Below are 21,740 nucleotides of genomic sequence, written 5' to 3' on the forward strand. Positions count from 1 at the left end.
CGCTCCGCACTGGCGCAAGGCGCCATACGCGAACAGCATTGGCGCAAGGCGCCATACGCAAACAGCATTGGCGCAAGGCGCCATACGCAAACCGCGTGCCGAAGGAAAAGGGCGCGGAATCGCCGCCGCGCCCCGGGTCTCGTGGTTACGATTTGGGCAAAACCGGAAGAAATGCCTTTTTGGTGGGCGCCGTCAGGCCGCCGCCTGGCCGACGTCGAGGGCGTAGCCGGCGGCGCGGACGGTGCGGATGATGTCGTCGTCGTTCTCGCCGTTCAGCGCCTTGCGCAAGCGGCGGATGTGAACGTCGACGGTGCGCGGCTCGACGTAGATGTCGGGTCCCCAGACGGCGTTCAGCAGTTCCTCGCGGCTGAACACGTTGCCGGGATGCTGCATGAAGAACTGCAGCAGGCGGAACTCGGTGGGGCCGAGATGCACCGAGCGGTCGCCGCGGATGACCCGGTGGGCGGCCAGATCCATGGTGATGTCGGCGTATTGCAGCACGCCCTTCTGCGGTGCCGGCTGGACCCGGCGCAGCAGGGCGCGGACGCGGGCCATCAGCTCAGGGAGGCTGAACGGCTTGGTCATGTAGTCGTCGGCGCCGGTATTGAGGCCCCGGATCTTGTCGCCTTCCTCGCCGCGCGCCGTCAGCATGATGATCGGCAGTTCGCGGGTGGTGGGCTTGCGGCGCAGCTGGCGGCAGACCTCGATGCCCGACAGGCTGGGCAGCATCCAGTCCAGCACCACCAGGTCGGGCTTGCGCTCGGACACAACGTGCAGAGCCTCCTCGCCGTCGCCGGCCTCGCAGACGCGGTAGCCTTCCTTTTCCAGGTTGTAGCGCAGCATGGTGACGAGGGCGGCCTCGTCCTCGACGATCAGGATGAGCGGCTTCATGGAATTTCCCTCTCGGCTCCTCGGTCGCTCAATCGGCTTCGATGGTGTTGCCCTTGGGGCGCTCGCCCTTGATCGGCGTGCCCACCACCAGGAAATGCAGGGTCTCGGCGATGTTGGTGGCGTGGTCGCCGATGCGCTCGATGTTCTTGGCCATGAACATCAGGTGGGTGCAGGCGGTGATGGTGCGCGGGTCTTCCATCATGTAGGTGATCAGCTCGCGGAACAGGCCGGTGTACATGTCGTCCACCTCCTCGTCCCGGCTCCACACCCGGATGGCCTTCTCGACGTCGCGCTCGATATAGGCGTCGAGGATGTCCTTGAGGATCTCCTGGACGATGCGGGCGAGATGCAGCACCGCCGCCACCGGCTTGACCGCCGGCAGCTGGTTGAGGATCAGCGACCGCTTGGCGACGTTGGCGGCGTAGTCGGCCACCCGCTCCAGCTCGGAACTGACTTTCAGCGCCGCGACGATCTGGCGCAGGTCGCTGGCCACCGGCTGGCGCAGGGCGAGCAGGCGCACGGTGAAGGCCTGGACCTCCTGCTCCAGCTCGTCGACGCGGGCGTCGCCGGCCACCACCCGGGCGGCGAGGTCGCTGTCGCGCTTTCCCAGCGCCTGCAGCGAGGCGGCGAACTGGGCCTCGGCCATGCCGCCCATGCGCGCCAGGATGTTGGTCAGGTGCGCCAGCTCGTCGTCGTAGGACTTGACCGTATGGTCGTTCATGGCCGTCTGCCTCACTGGTTCCGGATCAGCCGAAGCGGCCGGTGATGTAGCCCTGGGTCAGCGGATGCTGCGGGTTGGTGAAGATCTGTTCGGTGTCGCCCACCTCGACAAGCTCGCCCAGATGGAAGAAGGCGGTGCGCTGGGACACGCGGGCGGCCTGCTGCATCGAGTGGGTGACGATGACGATGGTGAAGTTCTCGCGCAGTTCGTCGATCAGCTCCTCCACCTTGGCGGTGGCGATGGGATCAAGCGCCGAGCAGGGCTCGTCCATCAGGATCACCTCGGGGCTGACGGCGATGGCGCGGGCGATGCACAGGCGCTGCTGCTGGCCGCCGGACAGGCCGGTCCCCGGCTCCTCCAGGCGGTCCTTGACCTCGGCCAGCAGTCCGGCGCGCTCCAGCGAGCTCATCACGACCTCGTCCAGCTCGGCCTGGTCGCGGGCCATGCCGTGGATGCGCGGGCCATAGGCGACGTTGTCGTAGATGGATTTCGGGAAGGGGTTCGGCTTCTGGAACACCATGCCGACGCGGGCGCGCAACTGCACCACGTCCACCTTCTTGTCGTAGACGTCGTCACCGTCCAGAGACAGCGAACCGGTGACCTGACAGTTCTCGATCAGGTCGTTCATGCGGTTGATGCAGCGCAGATAGGTGGACTTGCCGCAGCCCGAGGGACCGATCAGGGCGGTCACCTCGTTGGCGCGGATGTCCAGATCGACGTGCTTGAGCGCATGCTTCTCGCCATAGAAGACGTTGACATCGCGGGAGGAAACCTTGGCCAGACGGCGGTCGGCCAGGGAAGCGGCAGCGGTTTGAGCGGTCATGGATTTCACCAGCGACGTTCGAATTTCTTGCGAAGGAGAATGGCGGCCAGGTTCATCATGCCCAGGAAGAACAGCAGAACCATGATCGCCGCCGAGGTACGCTCGACGAAGGCCCGTTCGGGCGAGTCGGCCCACAGATAGACCTGCACCGGCAGAACCGCAGCCGGGTCCATGGGCGAGGCCGGAATGTCGACGATGAAGGCGACCATGCCGATCATCAGCAGCGGCGCGGTCTCGCCCAGGGCGTGCGCCATGCCCAGGATGGTGCCGGTCAGGATGCCCGGCATGGCCAGCGGCAGCACGTGGTCGGTGACCATCTGCTGCTTCGAGGCGCCCAGGCCCAGTGCCGCCTCGCGGATCGACGGCGGCACCGCCTTCAGCGCGGCGCGGCCGGCGATGATGATGGTGGGCAGGCTGATCAGCGCCAGGACCAGGCCGCCCACCAGGGGCGCCGAGCGGGGCATGCCGAAGAAGTTGAGGAAGATGGCGAGGCCGAGCAGGCCGAACACCACCGAGGGGACCGCGGCGAGGTTGTTGATGTTGACCTCGATGATGTCGGTCCACTTGTTCTTCGGCGCGAACTCCTCGAGGTAGACCGCGGTCGCCACGCCCAGCGGGAAGCACACGATCAGGGTGATGGAGAGCGAGAAGAACGAGCCCACCACCGCGCCCCACAGGCCGGCAAGCTCGGGTTCGCGCGAGTCGCCGGTGGTGAACAGGGTGGTGTTGAAGCCCTTGCGGATGGCGCCCTGGCGCTCCAGGTCCCCGATCCAGCCGAGCTGGCGGTCGGTCAGGCGGTTGCCGTCGGCCCCGGGGGTGCGCGAGATGTGGCCCTTCATGGCCATGTCGATGTCGTCGCCGGCGATCAGCCACACGCTCTGGGTGGTGCCGATCAGGGCGGGATTGGCCGCCAGCATCTTGCGCAGGGTGATGTCGGCGCCCGAGGAGACCAGACCGACCAGTTCGCGCCGCTCGGACCGGCCTTCGACGGTGGGGAACTGCTTGTAGAGCGATTCCTTGATGACCTGGCCGTAATTGGCCCCGGCCAGCGCGTCGGGGCTGCGGTCGTTGCCGATGCCCAGCACCTCGGGGTCGAAGGCGACCTCGACCTTCACCGAGGTCTGCACGAAGGCGGTGAGGCCGTTCGAGAAGATGGTGAAGATCAGGGTGGCGAGGAAGCCCAGGGCCAGCGCGATGGCGGTGATGCCGGCCAGCCTGAAGCGGGTTTCGGCGGCATAGCGGCGCTTCAGGCGGGCGGCCATGGCCGCCGGCGTGCTGCGGACGAGGCTGCTGTTTTCGGCCATTTCCGAGGTCTCAGTCATATTTTTCACGATACTTGTTGACGATGCTGAGGGCGACGACGTTCAGCGCCAGGGTGACGGTGAACAGCACCAGTCCGAGAGCGAAGGCGGCCAGCGTCTTCGGGCTGTCGAACTCCTGGTCGCCGACCAGCAGCGTGACGATCTGGGTGGTGACGGTGGTGACCGCCTCCAGCGGATTGGCGGTGAGGTTGGCGGCCAGGCCGGCCGCCATCACCACGATCATGGTTTCGCCGATGGCCCGGCTCACCGCCAGCAGAACGCCGCCGACGATGCCCGGCAGCGCCGCCGGCAGCACCACCTGCTTGATGGTCTCGGACTTGGTGGCGCCAAGGCCGTAGGAGCCCTCGCGCAGGGAATTGGGAACCGCGGTGATGACGTCGTCGGACAGCGACGACACGAAGGGGATGATCATGATCCCCATCACCATGCCGGCGGCGAGGGCGCTTTCCGAGGCCACCGACAGGCCCATCGAGGCGCCGATTTCGCGGAAGAACGGAGCCACCGTCAACGCGGCGAAGAAGCCGTAGACCACGGTCGGGATGCCGGCCAGGATCTCCAGCAGCGGCTTGACCACCGAGCGGAACTTCGGCGCCGCGTATTCCGACATGTAGATGGCCGACAGCAGCCCCAGCGGCACCGCCACCAGCATGGCGATCCCCGAGATCAGCAGCGTGCCGGTGAACAGCGGGATGGCGCCGAAGGCACCCGAGCTGCCGACCTGGTCGGAGCGGATCGCCATCTGCGGGCTCCACTGGGTGCCGAACAGGAATTCGAAGATCGAGACCGCCTGGAAGAAGCGCAGCGATTCGAACAGCAGCGACAGGACGATGCCGATGGTGGTGAAGATGGCGGCCAGCGACGCCAGCACCAGGAACACCTTGACCACCGATTCGACCCGGTTGCGGGCGCGCAGCTCGACCTCGATGCGCTTGCGGGCGAAGGCCAGCCCGGCCACCGCCAGCGCCAGCGCCAGCGCGGCGACCGAGAGGAACACGGTGTCGCGCACGCCGATATATCCGGCCGCAGCCTGGCCCACCGCATCGGTGCTGGGGACGTGGCCGTAGCGGGCGACGTTGCGGACTTCGTTGTAGACCAGCGCCAGGCGCTCCTCGGACAATCCCTGGAGGTCGGCGGGCAGCGCCGACATCACCGCGGAATGCAGGAGCGACGGCTCCAGCATCAGCCAGGCGGCGATCAGGAACAGCGCCGGCAGGCCACTCCACAGGGCGACGTAATAGCCGTGGTAGCGGGGCAGCGAGTGGAGGAGGCGGGGGTTGTTGCCGGACGCCGCAATGGCCCTGCCGCGACCGAGGCGAAAGCCGAAGGTGGTCAGCGCCAGCAGGACGACCATCAGGATAAGAAGCTGCATGGAAACCGTCTTCCAGAAGCGCCGGGGCGCCGGAACCGCAAGCGGGAAAGGGTGGTGGCCGCCCTCCCTAGGGAAGGCGGCCACCGGGTAGAATTACATCTTCAGGGCTTCGAGGCCATTGATCTTGGCAGCCCATTCCTTGCGCTCGGAATCGGGCATGGGGATCAGACCCTTGTCGGCCAGGTAGCCGGTCTTGCCCCAGGCCTTCTCCGAGGTGTACTCGGCCAGGTATTCCTTGATGCCCGGGATCTGCCCGACATGCGCCTTCTTGGCGTAGACGAACAGCGGACGCGACACCGGATACTTGCTGGCGGCGATGTTGTCGAAGGTCGGGGCGACGCCATCGACCATCGAGCCCTGCAGCTTGTCCGAGTTCTGGTCGAGGAAGCTGTAGCCGAAGATGCCGAAGGCGTTCGGATTGGCGTCCAGCTTCTGCACGATCAGGTTGTCGTTCTCGCCGGCTTCGACGTAGCCGCCGTCCTCGCGGACCGACGAATAGGCCTTCTTGAACGCCTTCTCGTCGGACTTCTTCAGCTCCTTGAGCTCGGGGAAGGTCTCGGCGGCGGCTTCCATCACCAGCTCGACGAAGGCGTCACGGGTGCCCGAGGTCGGCGGCGGGCCCAGCACTTCGATCTTGGCGGCCGGCAGCTTGGGGTCGATCTGGTTCCACATGGTGTAGGGGTTGGGAACCAGCTTGCCGCCCTGCGGGACGTCCTTGGCCAGGGCCAGGAACATCTGCTGGCGGGTGATGTCCATGTGCTTGGCCTTCTTCGAGGCGGCCAGCACGATGCCGTCATAGCCCACCTTCATCTCGACCACGTCGGCGACGCCGTTCTTGGCGCAGGTCTCGAACTCGGACTTCTTGATGGCGCGGGACGCATTGGTCAGGTCCGGATGGTCAGGGCCGACGCCGGCGCAGAACAGCTTGAAGCCGCCGCCGGTGCCGGTCGACTCGACCACGGGAGTCTTGAACTTGCCGGCCTTGCCGAACTGTTCGGCCACCGCGGTGGTGAAGGGGTACACCGTCGACGAACCGACAATGCGGATCTGGTCGCGGGCCTGAGCGGCGCCGGCGAAGGCGACGGTCGCAAGGGCGACGGCCGCGACGGCCAGGGACTTGTTCATCTGCAGTCCTCCAAATTTCGAGCTTAAGTCGATGAAACCGCCGGATACGGTTTCGCGGAGGTACTCTATCGACGCCGTGTTACAGGACGACGATGGTAAGATGAAACATTTATGACAAAGGCCGGGGCCGGGCAAGTGCCGCGGAAAACGGCCGGAAACCGCGCCATGCCTTAGGTTTGCCCCCAGGCGGCGGCGGCATCATGACACCCGGCGCATGACCAGACGACTTGGCCGGTTGTCGCATGCCGGGGCGGGCGCCGGCCGGCTGCCCGCCCCGGGCCAGCGTCAGGCGGCCGCCTTGGAGCCGCGGATGGCGGCGATGTTGGCGGCATAATCCTTGGTCTTGAACACCGCCGAACCGGCCACCAGCACGTTGGCGCCGGCGGCGATCACCTTGTGCGCATTGTCGGCGGTGACACCGCCGTCCACTTCCAGGTCGATGGGGCGGTCGCCGATCATCCGGCGGATGCGGGCGATCTTGTCGAGCTGGCTGTCGATGAAGCTTTGGCCGCCGAAGCCGGGATTGACGCTCATCACCAGCACCAGGTCGAGGCGGTCCATGACGTATTCGAGGATGTGCTCGGGCGTCGCCGGGTTCAGCGACACGCCGGCCTTTTTCCCCAGGCTCTTGATGAGCTGCAGCGAGCGGTCCAGGTGCTTGTCGGCCTCGGCATGGACGACGATGATGTCGGCGCCCGCCTTGGCGTATTCCTCGATATAGGGCTGGGCCGGGTCGATCATCAGGTGGACGTCGAACACCTTCTTGGTCCACGGCCGGATGGCCTTGATGATCGGCGGGCCGAAGGTCAGGTTGGGGACGAAATGCCCGTCCATGACGTCGATGTGGACCCAGTCGCAGCCGGCGTCGTCGATGGCCTTGACCTCTTCCCCCAGGCGGGCGAAGTCGGCGGACAGGATGGACGGGGCGATCAGAACGGACATGGTTAGCCTCCCTCTTGATTATCTTTGGGCCGTCCGGGCCTCATCCTGAGGAGCCGCCAAAGGCGGCGTCTCGAAGGACGAGGCCCGTCGCTTGATGCTCGTGGCCCGCCTCATCCTTCGAGACGCCCCTCGCAGGGGCTCCTCAGGATGAGGCTACTGCCAAATACGCCTCAGCTGATCTTCGGCTCGAGCGCGCCCTTGGCGTACAGGCCGAACATCTCCTCGAGGCCCTTGACCTTGACCTTCGAGGCCATGCCGGCGGCGCCGAACGCCTCGTAGCGGGCCTTGCAGATGCCGACCATGGCGTCCTGGGCGACCTTGTAGTACTTGCGCGGGTCGAACTCCTTGCGGTGCTCGGCCAGGAACTTGCGGATGGCGCCGGTCGAGGCCATGCGCAGGTCGGTGTCGATGTTGACCTTGCGCACGCCGTGCTTGATGCCTTCCACGATCTCCTCGACGGGCACGCCAAAGGTGCTGCCCATGTCGCCGCCGTAATTGTTGATGATCTCCAGCCAGTCCTGCGGCACCGACGAGGAGCCGTGCATCACCAGGTGGGTGTTGGGGATGCGGGCGTGGATTTCCTTGATGCGGTCGATGCGCAGCACCGCGCCGGTCGGCTTGCTGGTGAACTTGTAGGCGCCGTGGCTGGTGCCGATGGCGATGGCCAGGGCGTCGACCTTGGTCAGCTTGACGAACTCGGCGGCCTCGGCCGGGTCGGTCAGCAGCTGGGAATGGTCCAGGGTGCCCTCGGCGCCGATTCCGTCCTCTTCCCCGGCCTGGCCGGTTTCGAGCGAGCCCAGGCAGCCCAGTTCGCCTTCCACCGAGACGCCGCAGGCATGGGCGATGTCGACCACCGAGCGGGTGGTGTTGACGTTGTATTCCCAGTCGGACGGGGTCTTGCCGTCTTCCTTCAGCGAGCCGTCCATCATCACCGACGAGAAGCCGGACTGGATGGCGCGGGCGCACACCGCCGGGCTGGTGCCGTGGTCCTGGTGCATGCACACCGGGATCTGCGGATAGGCTTCCAGGGCGGCCAGGATCAGGTGGCGCAGGAAGGGCTCGCCGGCGTACTTGCGGGCGCCGGCCGAGCCCTGCAGGATCACCGGGCTGTCGGTGGCGGCGGCCGCCTCCATGATCGCCTTGACCTGCTCCATGTTGTTGACGTTGAAGGCGGGCAGGCCGTAGCCGTGCTCGGCGGCGTGGTCGAGCAGCTGACGCAACGAAACGAGAGCCATCGTTCTATCTCCCTATGGGGTTGGCGCAGCGGCTTCGCGGGCAACCGTCACCCCCGGGGCTGGCCCGGGGGGACGCTCAGACCTTGGAAACCGATACGCGGACTATCCTTCTTCTTTCCTACAGCCGCGCCATGGCGGCGTCGGCGACCGCCTGGGCGGTGATGCCGAAATGCTGGTACAGCTTGTCGGCCGGGGCCGAGGCGCCGAAGCCGGACATGCCGATCACCGCGCCGTCGAGACCGACGTACTTCTCCCAGCCGAAAGTGCCCAGCGCCTCGACGGCGACCCGGACGGTGCCCTCACCCAGGACGCTGGCACGATACTCCTTCGACTGCTTGTCGAACAGCTCCCAGCACGGCATCGACACCACCGCGGCGGCGATTCCCTTCTCGGCCAGCAGCTTGCGGGCGTCGAGGGCGAGCGAGACTTCCGAGCCGGTGGCCAGCAGGGTGACCTGACGCTTGCCGTCAGCTTCGACCAGCACATAGGCGCCCTTGGCGGTCTTGTTCTCGTCGGTGTGCTCGGTGCGCACGGTCGGCAGGTTCTGGCGCGACAGGGCGAAGCAGCTGGGGCCCTTGTCGTTGAGCAGCGCCACCTCGTAGGCCTCGGCGGTCTCGACCGGATCGCACGGGCGGAACACCAGGGTGTTGGGGGTGGCGCGCAGGGCGGCGACGGTCTCGATCGGCTGGTGGGTGGGACCGTCCTCGCCGAGACCGATGGAATCGTGGGTCAGCACGAACAGCACCCGCTGCTCCATCAGCGCCGACATGCGCAGCGCCGGCCACAGGTAGTTGGCGAAGATCAGGAAGGTGCCGCCGTAGGGGATGAAGCCGCCGTGCAGCGCCATGCCGTTCATCACCGCGGCCATGCCGTGCTCGCGGATGCCGTAATGGATGTAGCGGCCGCCGAACGCGCCGGCCTTGATGGACGGCTTGCAGGCCTTGGTGTCGGTCAGGTTCGAGTGGGTCAGGTCGGCGGAGCCGCCGATCATCTCGGGGATGGCGGCGGTGACCACCTCCAGCACGTCCTGGCTGGCCTTGCGGGTGGCGATCTTCGGCTGCTCGGCCGAGATCTTCTTCTTGAAGTCGCTGATGGCCTTCTGCCAGCCGTCGGGCAGGCGGCCTTCGTTGGTGCGGTTGAACTCGGCCTTGGCCGCCGCGTCCATCTTGCCAACGCGGCCTTCCCAGGCGGTGCGCTCGCTCTCGCCCCGGGCGCCGGCGGCGCGCCAGGCGGCCAGGATGTGGTCGGGCACCGCGAAGGGCTCGGCCGGCCAGCCGACGGCGGCCCGCGCCGCGGCGATCTCATCGGCGCCCAGCGGCGCGCCGTGGACCTTTTCCGAGTTGCACTTGTTGGGCGCGCCCTTGCCGATGATGGTGCGGCAGGCGATCAGGGTCGGCTTGTCCGACTTGCGGGCGGCCTCGATGGCCTTTTCGATGGCGGCGTAGTCGTGGCCGTCGATCTTGATGGTGTTCCAGCCGGTGGCGGCGAAGCGGGCGCACTGGTCGTCCGAGGTCGACAGCGCGGTGTCGCCGTCGATGCAGATGTGGTTGTCGTCCCACAGCACGATCAGCTTGTTCAGCTTCCAGTGGCCGGCCATGGTGATGGCCTCCTGGCTGATGCCCTCCATCAGGCAGCCGTCACCGGCGATGACGTAGGTGTAGTGATCGACGATGTCCTTGCCGTAGCGGGCGGCCTGCATGGCCTCGGCCAGCGCCATGCCGACGGCGTTGGTGATGCCCTGGCCCAGCGGGCCGGTGGTGGTGTCGGCCATGGCGACGTGGCCGAATTCCGGGTGGCCGGCGGTGTGGTAGCCGAGCTGGCGGAAGTTCTTGATCTGCTCGAGGTCGAGATCGGCGTAGCCGGTCAGGTAGCCCAGCGAATACATCAGCATGGAGCCGTGGCCGGCCGACAGCACGAAGCGGTCGCGGTCGGCCCATTTGGGCGCCTTGGGATCGAACTTCATGAAGCGGGTGTAGAGGACGGCGGCGACGTCGGCCATGCCCATGGGCATGCCGGGATGGCCGGACTTGGCCTTCTCGATGGCGTCCATCGAGAGGAAGCGGATGGCATTGGCCATCTCGGCCAGGGTGGCGGGGGACGTGGAAGCGGTCATCGTCGTCGGTCCTCTCTTTTGGTGTTTATCGTGCGTAATGGCCGAGGGCTGCCTTGACCAGGTGATAGGTGACAAGAAGCTGCGACAGGGCGAGCGGGTGGCTCTGGGCCGGCTCGCCCTTGTCGTCGATGAACTGGCCCAGCGCGGTACGCAGGTGGTGGGCCTCGGGGATCAGGCTCCACAGCAGGTCCTCGACCGCCTTGGCCCGCCGGGCGTCGATGTCGCCGGCGATTTCCAGCACGTCCACCGGCTTGCCGTCGGTGTCGCGCGCCAGGGCCAGGCGGAACCCGCTCTTGGCCCCGGTCTCCAGCACCGGCGACAGGTCCGGGTGGGGCAGGGTGGGGCGCAGCAGGTGGCGGGCGTTGAGGCGGGCGCCGCTTTCCTCGGGATGGTCCTCGGGCGGGTGGAACCGCACCACCATGTCGGCGAAGGTCCGTTGCGGCTGGATGTAGGTGGCGCTGTCATACTGGCGCAGCGCCAGCGAGCGCATCACCTCTTCCGGGGTGTAGCCGCGCTCGGCACAATCGCGCGCCACCTTCCACTTGAGTCGCAGGCGCTCGTCGGGCTCGAGGAACACCTTGACGTCGTAGCAGTCGCGCAAGGCCCGGGTGTGGTAGCCCAGCAGCCCCTCGACGATGACGAATTCCCGCGCCTCCAGGTATTGCGGCGGGGCGAGCACGCCGCGGGCGTGGTCGTAGACCGGCTTCAGCACCGGCTTGCCGTCGCGCAGCAGGGCCAGGTGCTGTTCCAGGATGTCGACATAATTGGCGTCGGGCGACAGCGCGCTGATCTGGCGGGCGCGCCGCTCGTCCCGCGACAGCCGGTGGTAGTCGTCGGTGCGCAGCACGGTGACCCGCTCGGGGCCGAGAATGGCGGCGATGCCCGAGGCCAGGGTGCTCTTGCCGACGGCGGAATCGCCCACCAGGCCAAGGACGATGGGGCGCTGGACGACGCGGTTGCGGGGCATGGGGATGTCCTTCATGGCCCGCGCCGGTGCCAGGAGGTGAGCAACTGGCGCTCTCCCGCCCCGCCGCCGACCATCAGGGTCTGGGTCCGTTCATGGGTGGCGGTGCGTTCGATGCCTTCGAACAGCAGGCCGGTGGTGATGCCGGTGGCACAGAAGGTGACGTCGTCGGAGCGCACCAGATCGTCGACGCTCCACCAGCGGTCGAGGTCCATGCCGGCGGTCTCGACGGCGCGACGCTCGGTGGCCAGCTGGGGGTCGATGCGGGCGCTGAACTCGCCGCCCAGCACCTTGATGGCGCAGGCCGACAGCATGCCCTCGGGGCAGCCGCCGGTGCCCATCAGGGCGTCGATGCCCGAGCCCGGGATGGCCGCCATCAGGGCGCCGGCGACGTCGCCGGCGGGGTAGAGGGCGACGCGGGCGCCGGTGGCGTGGATGCGCTCGACCAGGTCGCGGTGGCGCGGCTTCTCCAGCACGTAGACGGTCAGGTCCTCGACCGGCTTGCCCAGGCACTGGGCCAGCATGGCCATCTTCGCCTCGACCGCGGCGGCCGGGTCGATGCGGCCCTTGGCGGCCGGCGGCGCCACGAACTTCTCCATGTAGAAGGCGGGGCCGGGATCGAACAGGCTGCCGGCCGGGGCCACGGCGATGCAGGCCATGGCGTTGGTCATGCCCTTGGCGAGGAAGCTGGTGCCCTCGACCGGGTCGGCGGCGATGTCCCACAGCGGGATGCGCCCGGGATCGCCGAAGCGCTGGCCGTGATAGAGCTGGCTGGTCTCGGAGCGCGGACCCTCGCCGATCAGCACCTGGCCGTCGAAGCCCAGGGCGGTCAGCTCGGCCTCCATGGCGGCGATGGCGGCGGCGTCGCCCTGCGACTTGTCGCCGCGGCCGATCCAGGCATAGGCCGCGCGCGCGGCAGCCTCGGTCGCCCGGCGCAGATCGTATGCGCAGAGCGACTGGCCTGCACGGACGTCGCGCAGCTCGGTCATTCCCGGAGGCCCTCCCATCGGCTTTGTATCATCTTTTCCTTATACTGGCGGGTAGGTGGGAGCGGCGGAACACCCACCCGGAGGTGCCGCCAAACTCTTGTGGAGGGGCGGCATCCCGCCCGAGCGGGTGGGCATAGACCATGCTGCAGTGCGGTCATTTCCGCTCGGGCAGCATGCGCTGCATGATATCGTCCCTCAGGATGAAGCGGTGGCGCAAGGCGGCGACCACATGGGCCACCAGCACCGCCGCCAGCAGCCAGCCGCCGATGGCGTGGGCGGCCTCGAACACCTCGTGCAGCGCGTCGTCCTTGGCCACCAGGGTGGGCAGCACCGGGCCGAACACCGACACCGGGCGGCCGCCCGACTGCGACATCAGGATGCCGGAGACCGGCAGCGCCACCATCAGGACGTAGAGGCCGAGATGGCCCAGTCTGGCCATGGCCTGTTCCAGCGGCGGCATCGAGCCGGGCAGCTCAGGGGCGGTTGTGGCGGCGCGCCAGCTCAGCCGGACGGCCAGCAGGGCCAGGACCACCACGCCGAAGGCCTTGTGCATTCCGAACACCTGGCCGCGCAGGTCGCCCTTGGGCAGCTCCTCCATGACCAGGCCGACGGCCCAAAGGACAATGATGAGGGCCGCCATAAGCCAGTGCAGGGCGATAATGGCGGCGGGGTAGCGGGCGGGCATGGTCATGGTCGGACCTCCAGGCAGGGTTGCACATGGCCGATACTGTCGCCGGTTGAACCTGAACCGGGCCTGAACCGGGCCTGAACCGCCCGCCCTACCGGCTTTCCCTGCCCTTCAGATAGAACGCCACCGCCTGGGCCCGATTGCCCACCCCCAGCTTGTCGTACAGGTTCTTGAGGTGGAACTTCACGGTGTTCAGCGAGATGTCGAGCTGGCCCGCCATCTGCTGGTTGGTCAGCCCACCCGCCAGGGCGGCCAGCAATTCGCGTTCGCGCGGGGTGAGGCCGGCCAAGGGGTCCGAGGCCAGGCTGGAGACGTCGATGAAGGGGAATACCATGCGCCCGGCGGCCACCGCCTGGATGGTGTCGATCAGCTGCTCGGGCGCCTCGCGCTTCGAGCAGAAGCCGGCCGCCCCCAGGGTCATGGCCTGGCGCGGCACGTCCGGGTTGGGGCTGCCGGTATAGACGATGAGGCGCGGCATGTCGGTCTTGCCGCGCAGCGCCTGCAGCACGCCCCGGCCATCCAGGTAGGGCATTTCCCAGCCGATGATGCCGACGTCGAAGGCCAGCCGCTCGACCGCTTCCAGGAACCGCTCGCCGTCATCGGTGACGGCGACCAGGCAGAACCGCTCGTCGCCGGCGAACAGCTTGACCAGGCTGCTCTGCAACAACGGGTTTTTCTCGGCGATCACGATATCGATCGGTCTCTGTTGGACGCCCATGATGTGGTCTTTCGTTGCCCGGCAGTCCCAATGACCCCACCCGGGAGAAGGTGATAATACCGTGTATCAGAAAAACCGCAAATAAAAAGAGTAGGTTTTTCCCTACCCTTGCACTGCAGCATAACCCCGATTCCGCCCGAAAGCGTGGGAAACCGGGCCTTTGCGCGTTGATGGCGGGGTCATAATTCTATCGGGCGTTCAAGAATCGCCGCCAGCTCGGCGGCCGGCACCGGCGGGCAGAGCACATAGCCCTGGATGCCGTCGCATCCCAACTGGCGCAGCAAAGCCACCTGGTCGCGGGTCTCCACCCCCTCGGCGATGATGCGCCGCTTCAGCGTGCGGCCCATGGAGATGATGGTGCGGACCAGTTCGACGCTGTCGGGGTCGGTGGCGACATCGGCGATGAAGGTGCGGTCGATCTTCACCGAATCGAGCGGGAAACGCTTGATCACCGACAGCGAGGAATAGCCGGTGCCGAAATCGTCCATGGCCAGGCGGATGCCCATGGCCGACAGGCGATTGAGGACGGCGACCGCGTGGTCGGCGTCGTTCATCACCATGCCTTCGGTGATCTCGAATTCCAGCGCCGCGGCGCCGACGCCGTTGCGGGCCAGGGTGCGCTCCACCAGTTCGACGAAGCCGGGGGCGCGCAGCTGGCGCACCGACAGGTTGATGGCGATGCGTGGACGGTTGGCCATGCCGCTGTCCTGCCACGAGCGGTATTGCCGGCAGGCGGCATCGATGGCCCATTCGCCGACCCGCCCCATCAGGCCGGATTCCTCCAGCACCGGGATGAACTTGGCCGGCGGCACGGTGCCCAGCTCGGCGGCCTGCCACCGCAGCAGCGCCTCGACTCCGTCGATGCGGCCGCTGGCCAGGTCCAGCTTGGGCTGGAAGTGCAGCCGCAGCTCGTCGCGCTCCAGCGCCTTCAGCAGGCCGGTCTTGATGGCCAGGCGCTCCTCGACGGCGGCGTTCATGTCGGCGGTGAAGAACTGGAAATTGGCCTTGCCGTGTTCCTTGGCCCGGTACATGGCGGCGTCGGCGTATTTCAGCATGGTCGGCGCGTCGGTGGCGTCGTCGGGAAAGACGGTGATGCCGATGGAGGCCGACACGAAGGCCTCGCGCCCGGCCAGCTCGAAAGGGCGGCGCAGGGAATCGAGGATGCGGCCGGCGACCAGCGGGGCGTGCTGGTAGATTCCCAGATTGGGCATCAGCACGGTGAATTCGTCGCCGCCCAGGCGCGCCACGGTGTCGCCCGAGCGGATGCAGGCGCCCAGGCGCCGCCCCGCCTCCTGCAGCAGCAGGTCGCCCATGTCGTGGCCCAGGGTGTCGTTGACCAGCTTGAAGCCGTCGAGATCGACGAACATCAGCCCGACCATCTGGCGCGAGCGCTCGGCCTGGCTGACCGCCTGGGCCAGGCGGTCGATGAACAGCGCCCGGTTGGGCAGGCCGGTGAGCTGGTCGTGGGTGGCCTGGCGGCGGATGCGCTCCTCGTCCAGCTTGCGCTGGGTGATGTCCGAGAACACCACCACGTATTGCAGCACCTGGCCCTGGTCGTCGCGCAGGGTGGACACGCCGACCCGCTGGGCGAAGGCCTCGCCGTCCTTGCGCCGGCTCCACGCTTCGCCCTGCCAGCGGCCCGCGGTGGTGGCGCTGTCGAACATCAGCATCATCGCCTGGGCTTCGTCGTCGGGCTCGGGCCGGGCCAGCTGCGGCGGCTTGCGGCCCATCACCTCGGAGGTCGACCAGCCGGTGATCTCGGTATAGGCGGGGTTCACGGCGGTGATGCGCAGATCCGGCCCCAGCACCATGATCCCTTCCGAGGCCACCTCGAGCACCCGTGCCGACAGGTCGTTGCGCCGGGCATGCTCGGCCAGGGTGCGGATGCGCTCGTCGAGCAGGGCGACGGCGCCGGCCAGCTGCTCGGCGCCGGCGGGGGCGTGGCCGAGGTCGTGGGCCGCCACCACCATCCGGCCGTCGCCGGCGGCGCGCACCACCACCATGGCGACCAATGCGGAGCCATCGGCGCGACGCAGCTTGAGCGGCATGCCGCCGGCGACGCCGGCAAGGCGGTCGAAATCCACATCGGGGCCGTGGTCGGGATGGATGAATTCGGCGAAAGGCCGCCCGGCCAGATCCGACCAGGGTGCCCCCAGCAGCGCCGCCCCGGCGCTGTTGATCCAGTGGATACGCTCATCGGCGCAGACGCACAGAAGGTCCATGGCCGCTTCGGCCAGAAGCTGGAACTCCAACCCGTCGGCGCTGGCGACCGCGTGCCTTGCCGTCATTCCCCGTGATCCTTAACGGCGCATCACTCCGTCCACCAGCTTAGCCCAAAGGCCGGCGCGGCGAAACAGGCTGCGGACGGGAAGACTCAGTTGAACAGCAGGGAATCGAGGCCGCCCTGGTGCGACTGGCGCGGGCCGAAGGCGGCCTGGGCGACCTTGACCATGGCGGCGGCGCCATGGCCGATATCGGCCTTCACCGGCTCGGCGATGTCGGCCTTCACCGGCTCGGCGATTTCGGCGGCGACGGCGGCGGCCGCCGGCGCGGCGGTTTCGGCCTTGGCGGCCTCGACCACCGCCGGCGCGGTGGCGGCCGGGGCGGGCTCGACGACGGCGGCGGCGTGGACCAGCGGCCGGGACGTCGCCTTCGGCTTGGGATTGTAGACGAAGCCGCTGGTGCGATAGACCCGGTGGCCGAAATCGTTGGCCGGATGGTACCACACCCGCACCTGGCTCCAGTCGCCCTTGGGCGACACGTCCATCACCGGGACCGCCTGGCTGATCTCGCCGCGGCCGCGGCTGCGGGCGGGCGCCCAGTTGGCGTGATCGACCATGATGATGCGGCTGGTCACCACCCGGTTGACCACCGAAACGTGGCCGTGGCGCATGCTGCCCTGGCGGTTGAACACCATGACCGCCCCTTCGCGCGGGGCGGAGCCGCGGTCATAGAGGCCGGCGGCGGCGTTCCACCAACGCCAGGCGTCGCCCTTGAGGGCTATGCCGGAGGCTTCACGGGCGTAGGGTACGCACTGCAGGGCCGAAGCCGGAACCGACGTCGTGACCAACGCCAGCACGGAAGCGAGCAGCAGCAGCAGCGTCCTCATCCCGTTCCCTCCCATTATCGTTTGAAGCGATAGTGTCGATGAAGAAAGTTGATGGCAAGCCTTTTATCTAATTTTTAGTAACTTTCGTGGGGGCATCGGGTGGCCGGAGGGGGGCATTCGGCGCTCACCTTTCGGGGGGGGCTTTCGGAGGCAAGCACCTTGCGGCTATGATCCCGGCCCACGGGACAGCCGGATCGGAGGTGGCGGTGAAGGGGGTGGCAACGGTCGCGGCGGCGCTGCTGGTGATGGGAGCGGCCGTCCAGGCCCCGGCCGCTTCGGCCGAGCGCAAGACCCTGGTGGTGGCGTCGGGCGAGGTGACCGGGACCTATTATCCCGCCGCCGGCGCGCTGTGCCGGGTGGTCAACAAGGAGCGGCCGCACGGCATGTCCTGCGCCGTCACGCCGTCCATGGGGTCGGCCGCCAATGTCGAGGCGCTGCGCAGCGGCGACGCCGACTTCGCCATCCTGCAGTCGCGGGCGGCACAACTGGCGGTGTCCGGCTCGGAGGGTTTCAAGGCGGCGGGGCCGTTCCCCGATCTGCGCGCGGTGATGAGCCTGCACGGCGAATCGGTAGCGGTGGTCGCCCGCCAGGCGGCCGAGATCAAGTCGCTGGCCGACCTCAAGGGCAAGCGGGTGAATGTGGGCCGGACGGGGTCGTTCCAGCGCGCCATGGCCGAGTACACCCTGGAGGCGGCCGGCCTGTCCGAGGGCGATTTCGCCGCCTCGGTGGAGCTGGACCTGGCCGAGGTGGCGTCCGAATTGTGCGAAGGCAACATCGATGCCGCCTTCGTCTCCGGCATCCATCCCATGGCGGAGGTCGAGGCGGCCATCGAGGGCTGCGACGCCCAGCTGGTGCCGGTCAAGGCCAAGCCCATGGAGGTCAACCTGCGCAGGATGGGCTGGCTCAGCCCCGCCACCCTCGGCAAGGGCACCTATGACGGCATCGACGGCGACCTCGCCACCCTGCAGCTCAAGGCGGTGCTGGTGGCCACCACCCGCCTGGCGCCCGACGACGTCCACGACCTGCTGAAGGCGGTCCACGCCAATTTCGGCGCCTTCACCCGCCTGCATCCGGTGCTGAAGGGCCTGGGCAAGGCCGCCACCGCCCGCGACGGCATCGCCATCAAGCTGCATGACGGCGCCGACCGGTTCTACGGCGAGACCCGGCTGAAATAAAGCGCCCGTCACACCTTCTCCACTGTGCCCGTAGCCTCATCCTGAGGAGCCCCCCTTGGGGGGGCGTCTCGAAGGACGAGGCGGGCCAACGACCGGCGATGTGCGACGGGCCGCGCCCTCGAGACGGCCGCGGGCGCGGCCTCCTCAGGGTGAGGCCCGAAGGGGACGGGGGAGACCGCAAACGAAAACGCCGCCGCCCGGTGGGGCGGCGGCGTCGCTTCGGTCGGTGACCGGAAGCCTACTTGAGGGTCTTCAGGTAGTCGATGACCGCCTTGACGTCCTCGGGCTTCTTCAGGCCGGCGAAGGCCATCTTGTTGCCCGGGATGGTGCCCTTGGGGTCGGCCAGGTACTTGGCCAGGGTGGCCTCGTCCCAGGTCAGGCCGGACGCCAGGTGCGGCGCGGAATACTTGAAGCCGGCAACCGCGCCGGCCTTGGTGCCGAACACGCCGGCCAGGGACGGGCCGACGCCGTTCTTGCCGGCCTCGACCTTGTGGCAGGCCTTGCACTGGTTGAAGGCGGCCGGGGCGTCGGCGGCCGAAGCGGCGACGGGGGCGAGCAGCGCGGCGGCAACGGCCAGAACGATCTTCTTCATCATGATCTCCCAGTTGGTCTTCTTCAGGGTTTGGAACCGAACGCGATACCCTCGACGCCGGCCCAAGGCGGCGACCTCGTCGCCGTTCCAGTGTCCAGGGTAGAAAAACTCCGTGGCGGAATTAGGACCGATCCTGCCAAAAACGTGGCCGGCCACCCCGTCCGCGCGCGCATTATCGTGCAGGTTTTCTCATTTCGCAACCGCGGCCCCGCAGGAACGGTGCAGAAATCCGCCGCCTCGCCCCGCCGGGGAGGTTTGAGCCCGCCCGCCGGATGGGGTATGACGCGGGGATGACGATTCCGCTGCCCATCGACCCGCTGCTGCCCGAGCTCGTCCGCACGCTCGGCGATCATTCCGGCCTGGTGCTGCAGGCGCCGCCGGGGGCGGGCAAGACCACGCGGGTGCCGCCGGCGCTGCTGGCGGCGCCGTGGCTGGGTGGCCGCCGCATCGTCATGCTCGAGCCCAGGCGGCTGGCGGCGCGGGCCGCCGCCGCCCGCATGGCCGAGGAGATGGGCGAGGCGGTGGGAGCGACGGTCGGCTACCGCATCCGCTTCGACTCGCGGGTGGGGCCGGAGACCCGCATCGAGGTGGTGACCGAAGGCATCCTCACCCGCATGCTGCAGGACGACCCGTCGCTGCCGGGTGTCGGTGTGGTTCTCTTCGACGAATTCCACGAGCGCTCGCTCAACGCCGATCTCGGCCTCGCTTTGTGCCTGGAATCCCAGGCGGCGCTGCGCGACGATCTCAGGCTGGTGGCGATGTCGGCGACCCTGGATTGCGGCCCGGTGGCGGCGCTGATGGGCGGCGTGCCGGTGCTGGCCAGCGCGGGGCGCGCCTTCCCGGTCGAGACCCGCTTCCTTGCCCGCCCCGAGCCGCGCCGCTTCGCCGACGCGGCGGCCCGCGCGGTGGCCCTGGCGCTGGCCGAATCCGAGGGCGACGTCCTGGTCTTCCTGCCCGGTGCCGGCGAGATCCGCCGCGTCGCCGCGATGCTGGCCGAGATGGACGGGGTGGCGGGCGCGGTGGTGGCGCCGCTCTACGGCGATCTCGGCCAGGCCGAACAGGACCGCGCCATCCGTCCCGATCCCCAGGGCCGGCGCAAGGTGGTGCTGTCCACCGCCATCGCCGAGACCTCGCTGACCATCGACGGCGTGCGGGCGGTGGTGGATTGCGGCCAGATGCGCCTGGCCCGCTTCGATCCCAATTCCGGCATGACCCGGCTGGTGACGCTGCCGGTCAGCCGCGCCTCGGCCGACCAGCGCCGGGGGCGCGCCGGCCGCACCGCGCCGGGGATCTGCTGGCGGCTGTGGTCCGAGGCCGAGGACCGCGCCCTGGCCGCCTTCACGCCCCCTGAGATCGCCGAGGCCGATCTGGCGCCGCTGGCCCTCGACCTCGCCCAGTGGGGGGTGAGGGACGCCAATTCATTGGCCTGGCTCGACCCGCCGCCGGCCGCCGCCCTGGCCAATGCGCGCGAGCTGCTTGGCGAGCTGGGGGCCATCGACCAGGACGGCGCCATCACGTCCCACGGCCGCGCCATGAACCGCCTGGCCATGCACCCCCGCCTCGCCCACATGGTGCTGCGGGCGCGCGGCCTGGGCCTGGCCGGGCTGGCCTGCGACCTCGCCGCGCTGCTGGGCGAGCGGGACGTGCTGAAGGCCGAGCGCGGCAGCCGCGACGGCGATCTGCGCCTGCGCCTGGACGCGCTCAGGGGCGCCGACCGCCTCGATCCCCGCCACGGTCTGGCGGTGGACAAGGGGGCGCTGGCCCGGGTCCGCCAGGCCGCCCGCGACTGGCGCCGCCGGCTGGGCCTGAAGCCGGGCGAGCAGGACGGCTCCACCACCGATTCGGGGGCGATGCTGGCCTTCGCCTATCCCGACCGCATCGCCCGCCGCCGGCCCGGCGCCGAGCCCCGCTACCTCCTGTCGGGCGGCGGCGGCGCCCGCTTCGACACCTACCAGCCGCTGGCCGCCGAGGATTGGCTGGTGGCGGCCGAGCTGGACGGCGACCGCCGCGAGGCCCGCATCTTCGCCGCCGCGCCGCTGACCCTGGCCGAGATCGAGGATCTGTTCGCCGACCAGATCGCCACCGTCGAAAGCGTCGCCTGGAGCGACCGCGACGAGGCGGTGCTGGCCCGCCGCCAGCGCCGGCTGTTCGCCCTGGTGCTGGACGACAAGCCGCTGGAGCGGGCCGCCCCCGAGTCCCTCGCCCAGGCCATGGCCCGGGGCGTGCGCGCCATGGGGCTGGACTGCCTGCCCTGGACCGCCGACTTGGACGAGCTGCGCCGCCGCGTCGCCTTCCTCGCCCGCCTCGACCCCGAGTCCGGCTGGCCCGATCTGTCCGACGCGGCGCTGCTGGACGGGCTGGAGGACTGGCTCGCCCCCTATCTCGCCGGCATCACCCGGCGCGCCCACCTCGCCCGCCTCGACCTCGCCCAGGCGGTGCGGGGGCTGCTGCCCTATGACCTCGCCCGCCGCCTCGACGCGCTGGCCCCCACCCACGTCGCCGTGCCCTCGGGCAGTCGTGTGCGCATCGACTATGCCGGCGACACGCCTGTGCTGGCGGTTCGGCTGCAGGAGATGTTCGGCTGCGCCGACACCCCGCGCATCGCCGGCGGCAAGGTGCCGCTGCTGCTGCACCTGCTGTCCCCGGCGCGGCGCCCGGTCCAGGTCACCGCCGATCTGGCCAGCTTCTGGGCCAATGCCTACAAGGCGGTGAAGGCCGACCTCAAGGGCCAGTACCCCAAGCACTGGTGGCCCGACGACCCCATGCAGGCCGAGCCGACGGCGCGGGCGAAGCCGCGCACAAAATAGGTTTCGCGCCTGCGGCGCGGGCGGGCGAAGCCGCGCACAAAATAGGTTTCGCGCCTGCGGCGCGGGCGGGCGAAGCCGCGCACAAAATAGGTTTCGCGCCTGCGGCGCCTCATTTCCTCGTCATCGCCGGGCTTGACCCACTTCTGTCCGGTTTATT

General features: G+C 68.7%; 18 protein-coding genes. 2 read left to right on the forward strand and 16 right to left on the reverse strand.

Going from position 1 to position 21,740, the window contains the following annotated elements; translation table 11 throughout:
• Positions 1-192: 192 nt before the first annotated feature.
• The 15 genes from phoB to MTBUT4_RS03085 all read right to left on the reverse strand — a co-directional run bounded on the left by phoB (position 193) and on the right by MTBUT4_RS03085 (position 17,009).
• Positions 193-891, reverse strand: coding sequence for a phosphate regulon transcriptional regulator PhoB (gene phoB, locus MTBUT4_RS03015; RefSeq protein WP_173978181.1), 699 nt, complete (start codon positions 889-891; stop codon positions 193-195).
• Positions 892-919: 28 nt separating this feature from the next.
• Positions 920-1,612, reverse strand: coding sequence for a phosphate signaling complex protein PhoU (phoU, locus tag MTBUT4_RS03020; RefSeq protein WP_173978182.1), 693 nt, complete (start codon positions 1,610-1,612; stop codon positions 920-922).
• A gap of 25 nt (positions 1,613-1,637) precedes the next feature.
• Positions 1,638-2,435 (reverse strand): phosphate ABC transporter ATP-binding protein PstB, encoded by a 798-nt coding sequence (gene pstB, locus MTBUT4_RS03025; protein ID WP_173978183.1) that lies wholly within the window; start codon positions 2,433-2,435, stop codon positions 1,638-1,640.
• A gap of 5 nt (positions 2,436-2,440) precedes the next feature.
• Positions 2,441-3,739, reverse strand: a complete 1,299-nt coding sequence (pstA, locus tag MTBUT4_RS03030) for a phosphate ABC transporter permease PstA (RefSeq protein ID WP_173978184.1) — start codon at positions 3,737-3,739, stop codon at positions 2,441-2,443.
• A 10-nt stretch (positions 3,740-3,749) separates the two neighbouring features.
• Positions 3,750-5,126 carry a phosphate ABC transporter permease subunit PstC gene (gene pstC, locus MTBUT4_RS03035; protein WP_173978185.1) on the reverse strand — a complete coding sequence of 459 codons (1,377 nt, stop codon included), beginning with the start codon at positions 5,124-5,126 and terminating at the stop codon, positions 3,750-3,752.
• 93 nt (positions 5,127-5,219) lie between these two features.
• The gene (locus MTBUT4_RS03040) at positions 5,220-6,251 is read right to left on the reverse strand and encodes a PstS family phosphate ABC transporter substrate-binding protein (protein ID WP_173978186.1); all 1,032 of its coding nucleotides are present in this window, start codon (positions 6,249-6,251) and stop codon (positions 5,220-5,222) included.
• Positions 6,252-6,536: 285 nt separating this feature from the next.
• The gene (rpe, locus tag MTBUT4_RS03045) at positions 6,537-7,193 is read right to left on the reverse strand and encodes a ribulose-phosphate 3-epimerase (protein ID WP_173978187.1); all 657 of its coding nucleotides are present in this window, start codon (positions 7,191-7,193) and stop codon (positions 6,537-6,539) included.
• 170 nt (positions 7,194-7,363) lie between these two features.
• The gene (gene fba, locus MTBUT4_RS03050; protein WP_173978188.1) at positions 7,364-8,428 is read right to left on the reverse strand and encodes a class II fructose-bisphosphate aldolase; all 1,065 of its coding nucleotides are present in this window, start codon (positions 8,426-8,428) and stop codon (positions 7,364-7,366) included.
• A gap of 118 nt (positions 8,429-8,546) precedes the next feature.
• Complete coding sequence (tkt, locus tag MTBUT4_RS03055) at positions 8,547-10,541, reverse strand: transketolase (protein WP_173978189.1); 1,995 nt, start codon at positions 10,539-10,541, stop codon at positions 8,547-8,549.
• A 25-nt stretch (positions 10,542-10,566) separates the two neighbouring features.
• Positions 10,567-11,508, reverse strand: coding sequence for a phosphoribulokinase (locus MTBUT4_RS03060; RefSeq protein ID WP_173978190.1), 942 nt, complete (start codon positions 11,506-11,508; stop codon positions 10,567-10,569).
• Between the two features lie 11 nt (positions 11,509-11,519).
• A complete protein-coding gene (gene glpX / locus MTBUT4_RS03065; RefSeq protein ID WP_173978191.1) occupies positions 11,520-12,494 on the reverse strand; it encodes a class II fructose-bisphosphatase in 975 nt (324 codons plus the stop codon).
• A gap of 154 nt (positions 12,495-12,648) precedes the next feature.
• On the reverse strand, positions 12,649-13,185 hold the full coding sequence (locus MTBUT4_RS03070; protein ID WP_173978192.1) for a cytochrome b: 537 nt from the start codon (positions 13,183-13,185) through the stop codon (positions 12,649-12,651).
• 88 nt (positions 13,186-13,273) lie between these two features.
• Positions 13,274-13,870, reverse strand: a complete 597-nt coding sequence (locus MTBUT4_RS03075; RefSeq protein ID WP_254434714.1) for a response regulator transcription factor — start codon at positions 13,868-13,870, stop codon at positions 13,274-13,276.
• A 209-nt stretch (positions 13,871-14,079) separates the two neighbouring features.
• Positions 14,080-16,188: a bifunctional diguanylate cyclase/phosphodiesterase gene (locus tag MTBUT4_RS03080; RefSeq protein ID WP_173978194.1), complete on the reverse strand. Its 2,109-nt coding sequence runs from the start codon at positions 16,186-16,188 to the stop codon at positions 14,080-14,082.
• An 86-nt stretch (positions 16,189-16,274) separates the two neighbouring features.
• Positions 16,275-17,009, reverse strand: coding sequence for a CHAP domain-containing protein (locus MTBUT4_RS03085; RefSeq protein ID WP_217424103.1), 735 nt, complete (start codon positions 17,007-17,009; stop codon positions 16,275-16,277).
• Between the two features lie 215 nt (positions 17,010-17,224).
• Between MTBUT4_RS03085 and MTBUT4_RS03090 the strand changes: the two genes are divergently transcribed.
• The gene (locus tag MTBUT4_RS03090) at positions 17,225-18,184 is read left to right on the forward strand and encodes a TAXI family TRAP transporter solute-binding subunit (RefSeq protein ID WP_254434715.1); all 960 of its coding nucleotides are present in this window, start codon (positions 17,225-17,227) and stop codon (positions 18,182-18,184) included.
• A 238-nt stretch (positions 18,185-18,422) separates the two neighbouring features.
• Here MTBUT4_RS03090 and MTBUT4_RS03095 read toward each other — a convergent pair whose 3' ends face one another.
• Complete coding sequence (locus MTBUT4_RS03095; protein WP_173978197.1) at positions 18,423-18,776, reverse strand: cytochrome c family protein; 354 nt, start codon at positions 18,774-18,776, stop codon at positions 18,423-18,425.
• Positions 18,777-19,066: 290 nt separating this feature from the next.
• Here MTBUT4_RS03095 and hrpB point away from each other — a divergent pair, with 290 nt between their 5' ends.
• Entirely contained in the window at positions 19,067-21,583 is a 2,517-nt protein-coding gene (gene hrpB, locus MTBUT4_RS03100; RefSeq protein ID WP_173978198.1) for an ATP-dependent helicase HrpB, read from the forward strand.
• Positions 21,584-21,740 lie beyond the last annotated feature (157 nt).

The organism is Magnetospirillum sp. UT-4 (genome assembly GCF_902729435.1).
GTDB lineage: Bacteria > Pseudomonadota > Alphaproteobacteria > Rhodospirillales > Magnetospirillaceae > Magnetospirillum.

What these genes read in the sequence shown, in the direction of transcription:
- pstB (WP_173978183.1), bottom strand. Translation starts at nt 2,435, where the DNA reads ATGACCGCTCAAACCGCTGCCGCTTCCCTGGCCGACCGCCGTCTGGCC.
- pstA (WP_173978184.1), bottom strand. Translation starts at nt 3,739, where the DNA reads ATGGCCGAAAACAGCAGCCTCGTCCGCAGCACGCCGGCGGCCATGGCC.
- MTBUT4_RS03080 (WP_173978194.1), bottom strand. Translation starts at nt 16,188, where the DNA reads ATGACGGCAAGGCACGCGGTCGCCAGCGCCGACGGGTTGGAGTTCCAG.
- hrpB (WP_173978198.1), top strand. Translation starts at nt 19,067, where the DNA reads ATGACGATTCCGCTGCCCATCGACCCGCTGCTGCCCGAGCTCGTCCGC.
- MTBUT4_RS03060 (WP_173978190.1), bottom strand. Translation starts at nt 11,508, where the DNA reads ATGCCCCGCAACCGCGTCGTCCAGCGCCCCATCGTCCTTGGCCTGGTG.
- pstC (WP_173978185.1), bottom strand. Translation starts at nt 5,126, where the DNA reads ATGCAGCTTCTTATCCTGATGGTCGTCCTGCTGGCGCTGACCACCTTC.
- MTBUT4_RS03070 (WP_173978192.1), bottom strand. Translation starts at nt 13,185, where the DNA reads ATGACCATGCCCGCCCGCTACCCCGCCGCCATTATCGCCCTGCACTGG.
- rpe (WP_173978187.1), bottom strand. Translation starts at nt 7,193, where the DNA reads ATGTCCGTTCTGATCGCCCCGTCCATCCTGTCCGCCGACTTCGCCCGC.
- phoB (WP_173978181.1), bottom strand. Translation starts at nt 891, where the DNA reads ATGAAGCCGCTCATCCTGATCGTCGAGGACGAGGCCGCCCTCGTCACC.
- glpX (WP_173978191.1), bottom strand. Translation starts at nt 12,494, where the DNA reads ATGACCGAGCTGCGCGACGTCCGTGCAGGCCAGTCGCTCTGCGCATAC.
- phoU (WP_173978182.1), bottom strand. Translation starts at nt 1,612, where the DNA reads ATGAACGACCATACGGTCAAGTCCTACGACGACGAGCTGGCGCACCTG.
- MTBUT4_RS03040 (WP_173978186.1), bottom strand. Translation starts at nt 6,251, where the DNA reads ATGAACAAGTCCCTGGCCGTCGCGGCCGTCGCCCTTGCGACCGTCGCC.
- MTBUT4_RS03095 (WP_173978197.1), bottom strand. Translation starts at nt 18,776, where the DNA reads ATGAAGAAGATCGTTCTGGCCGTTGCCGCCGCGCTGCTCGCCCCCGTC.
- MTBUT4_RS03085 (WP_217424103.1), bottom strand. Translation starts at nt 17,009, where the DNA reads ATGAGGACGCTGCTGCTGCTGCTCGCTTCCGTGCTGGCGTTGGTCACG.
- tkt (WP_173978189.1), bottom strand. Translation starts at nt 10,541, where the DNA reads ATGACCGCTTCCACGTCCCCCGCCACCCTGGCCGAGATGGCCAATGCC.
- fba (WP_173978188.1), bottom strand. Translation starts at nt 8,428, where the DNA reads ATGGCTCTCGTTTCGTTGCGTCAGCTGCTCGACCACGCCGCCGAGCAC.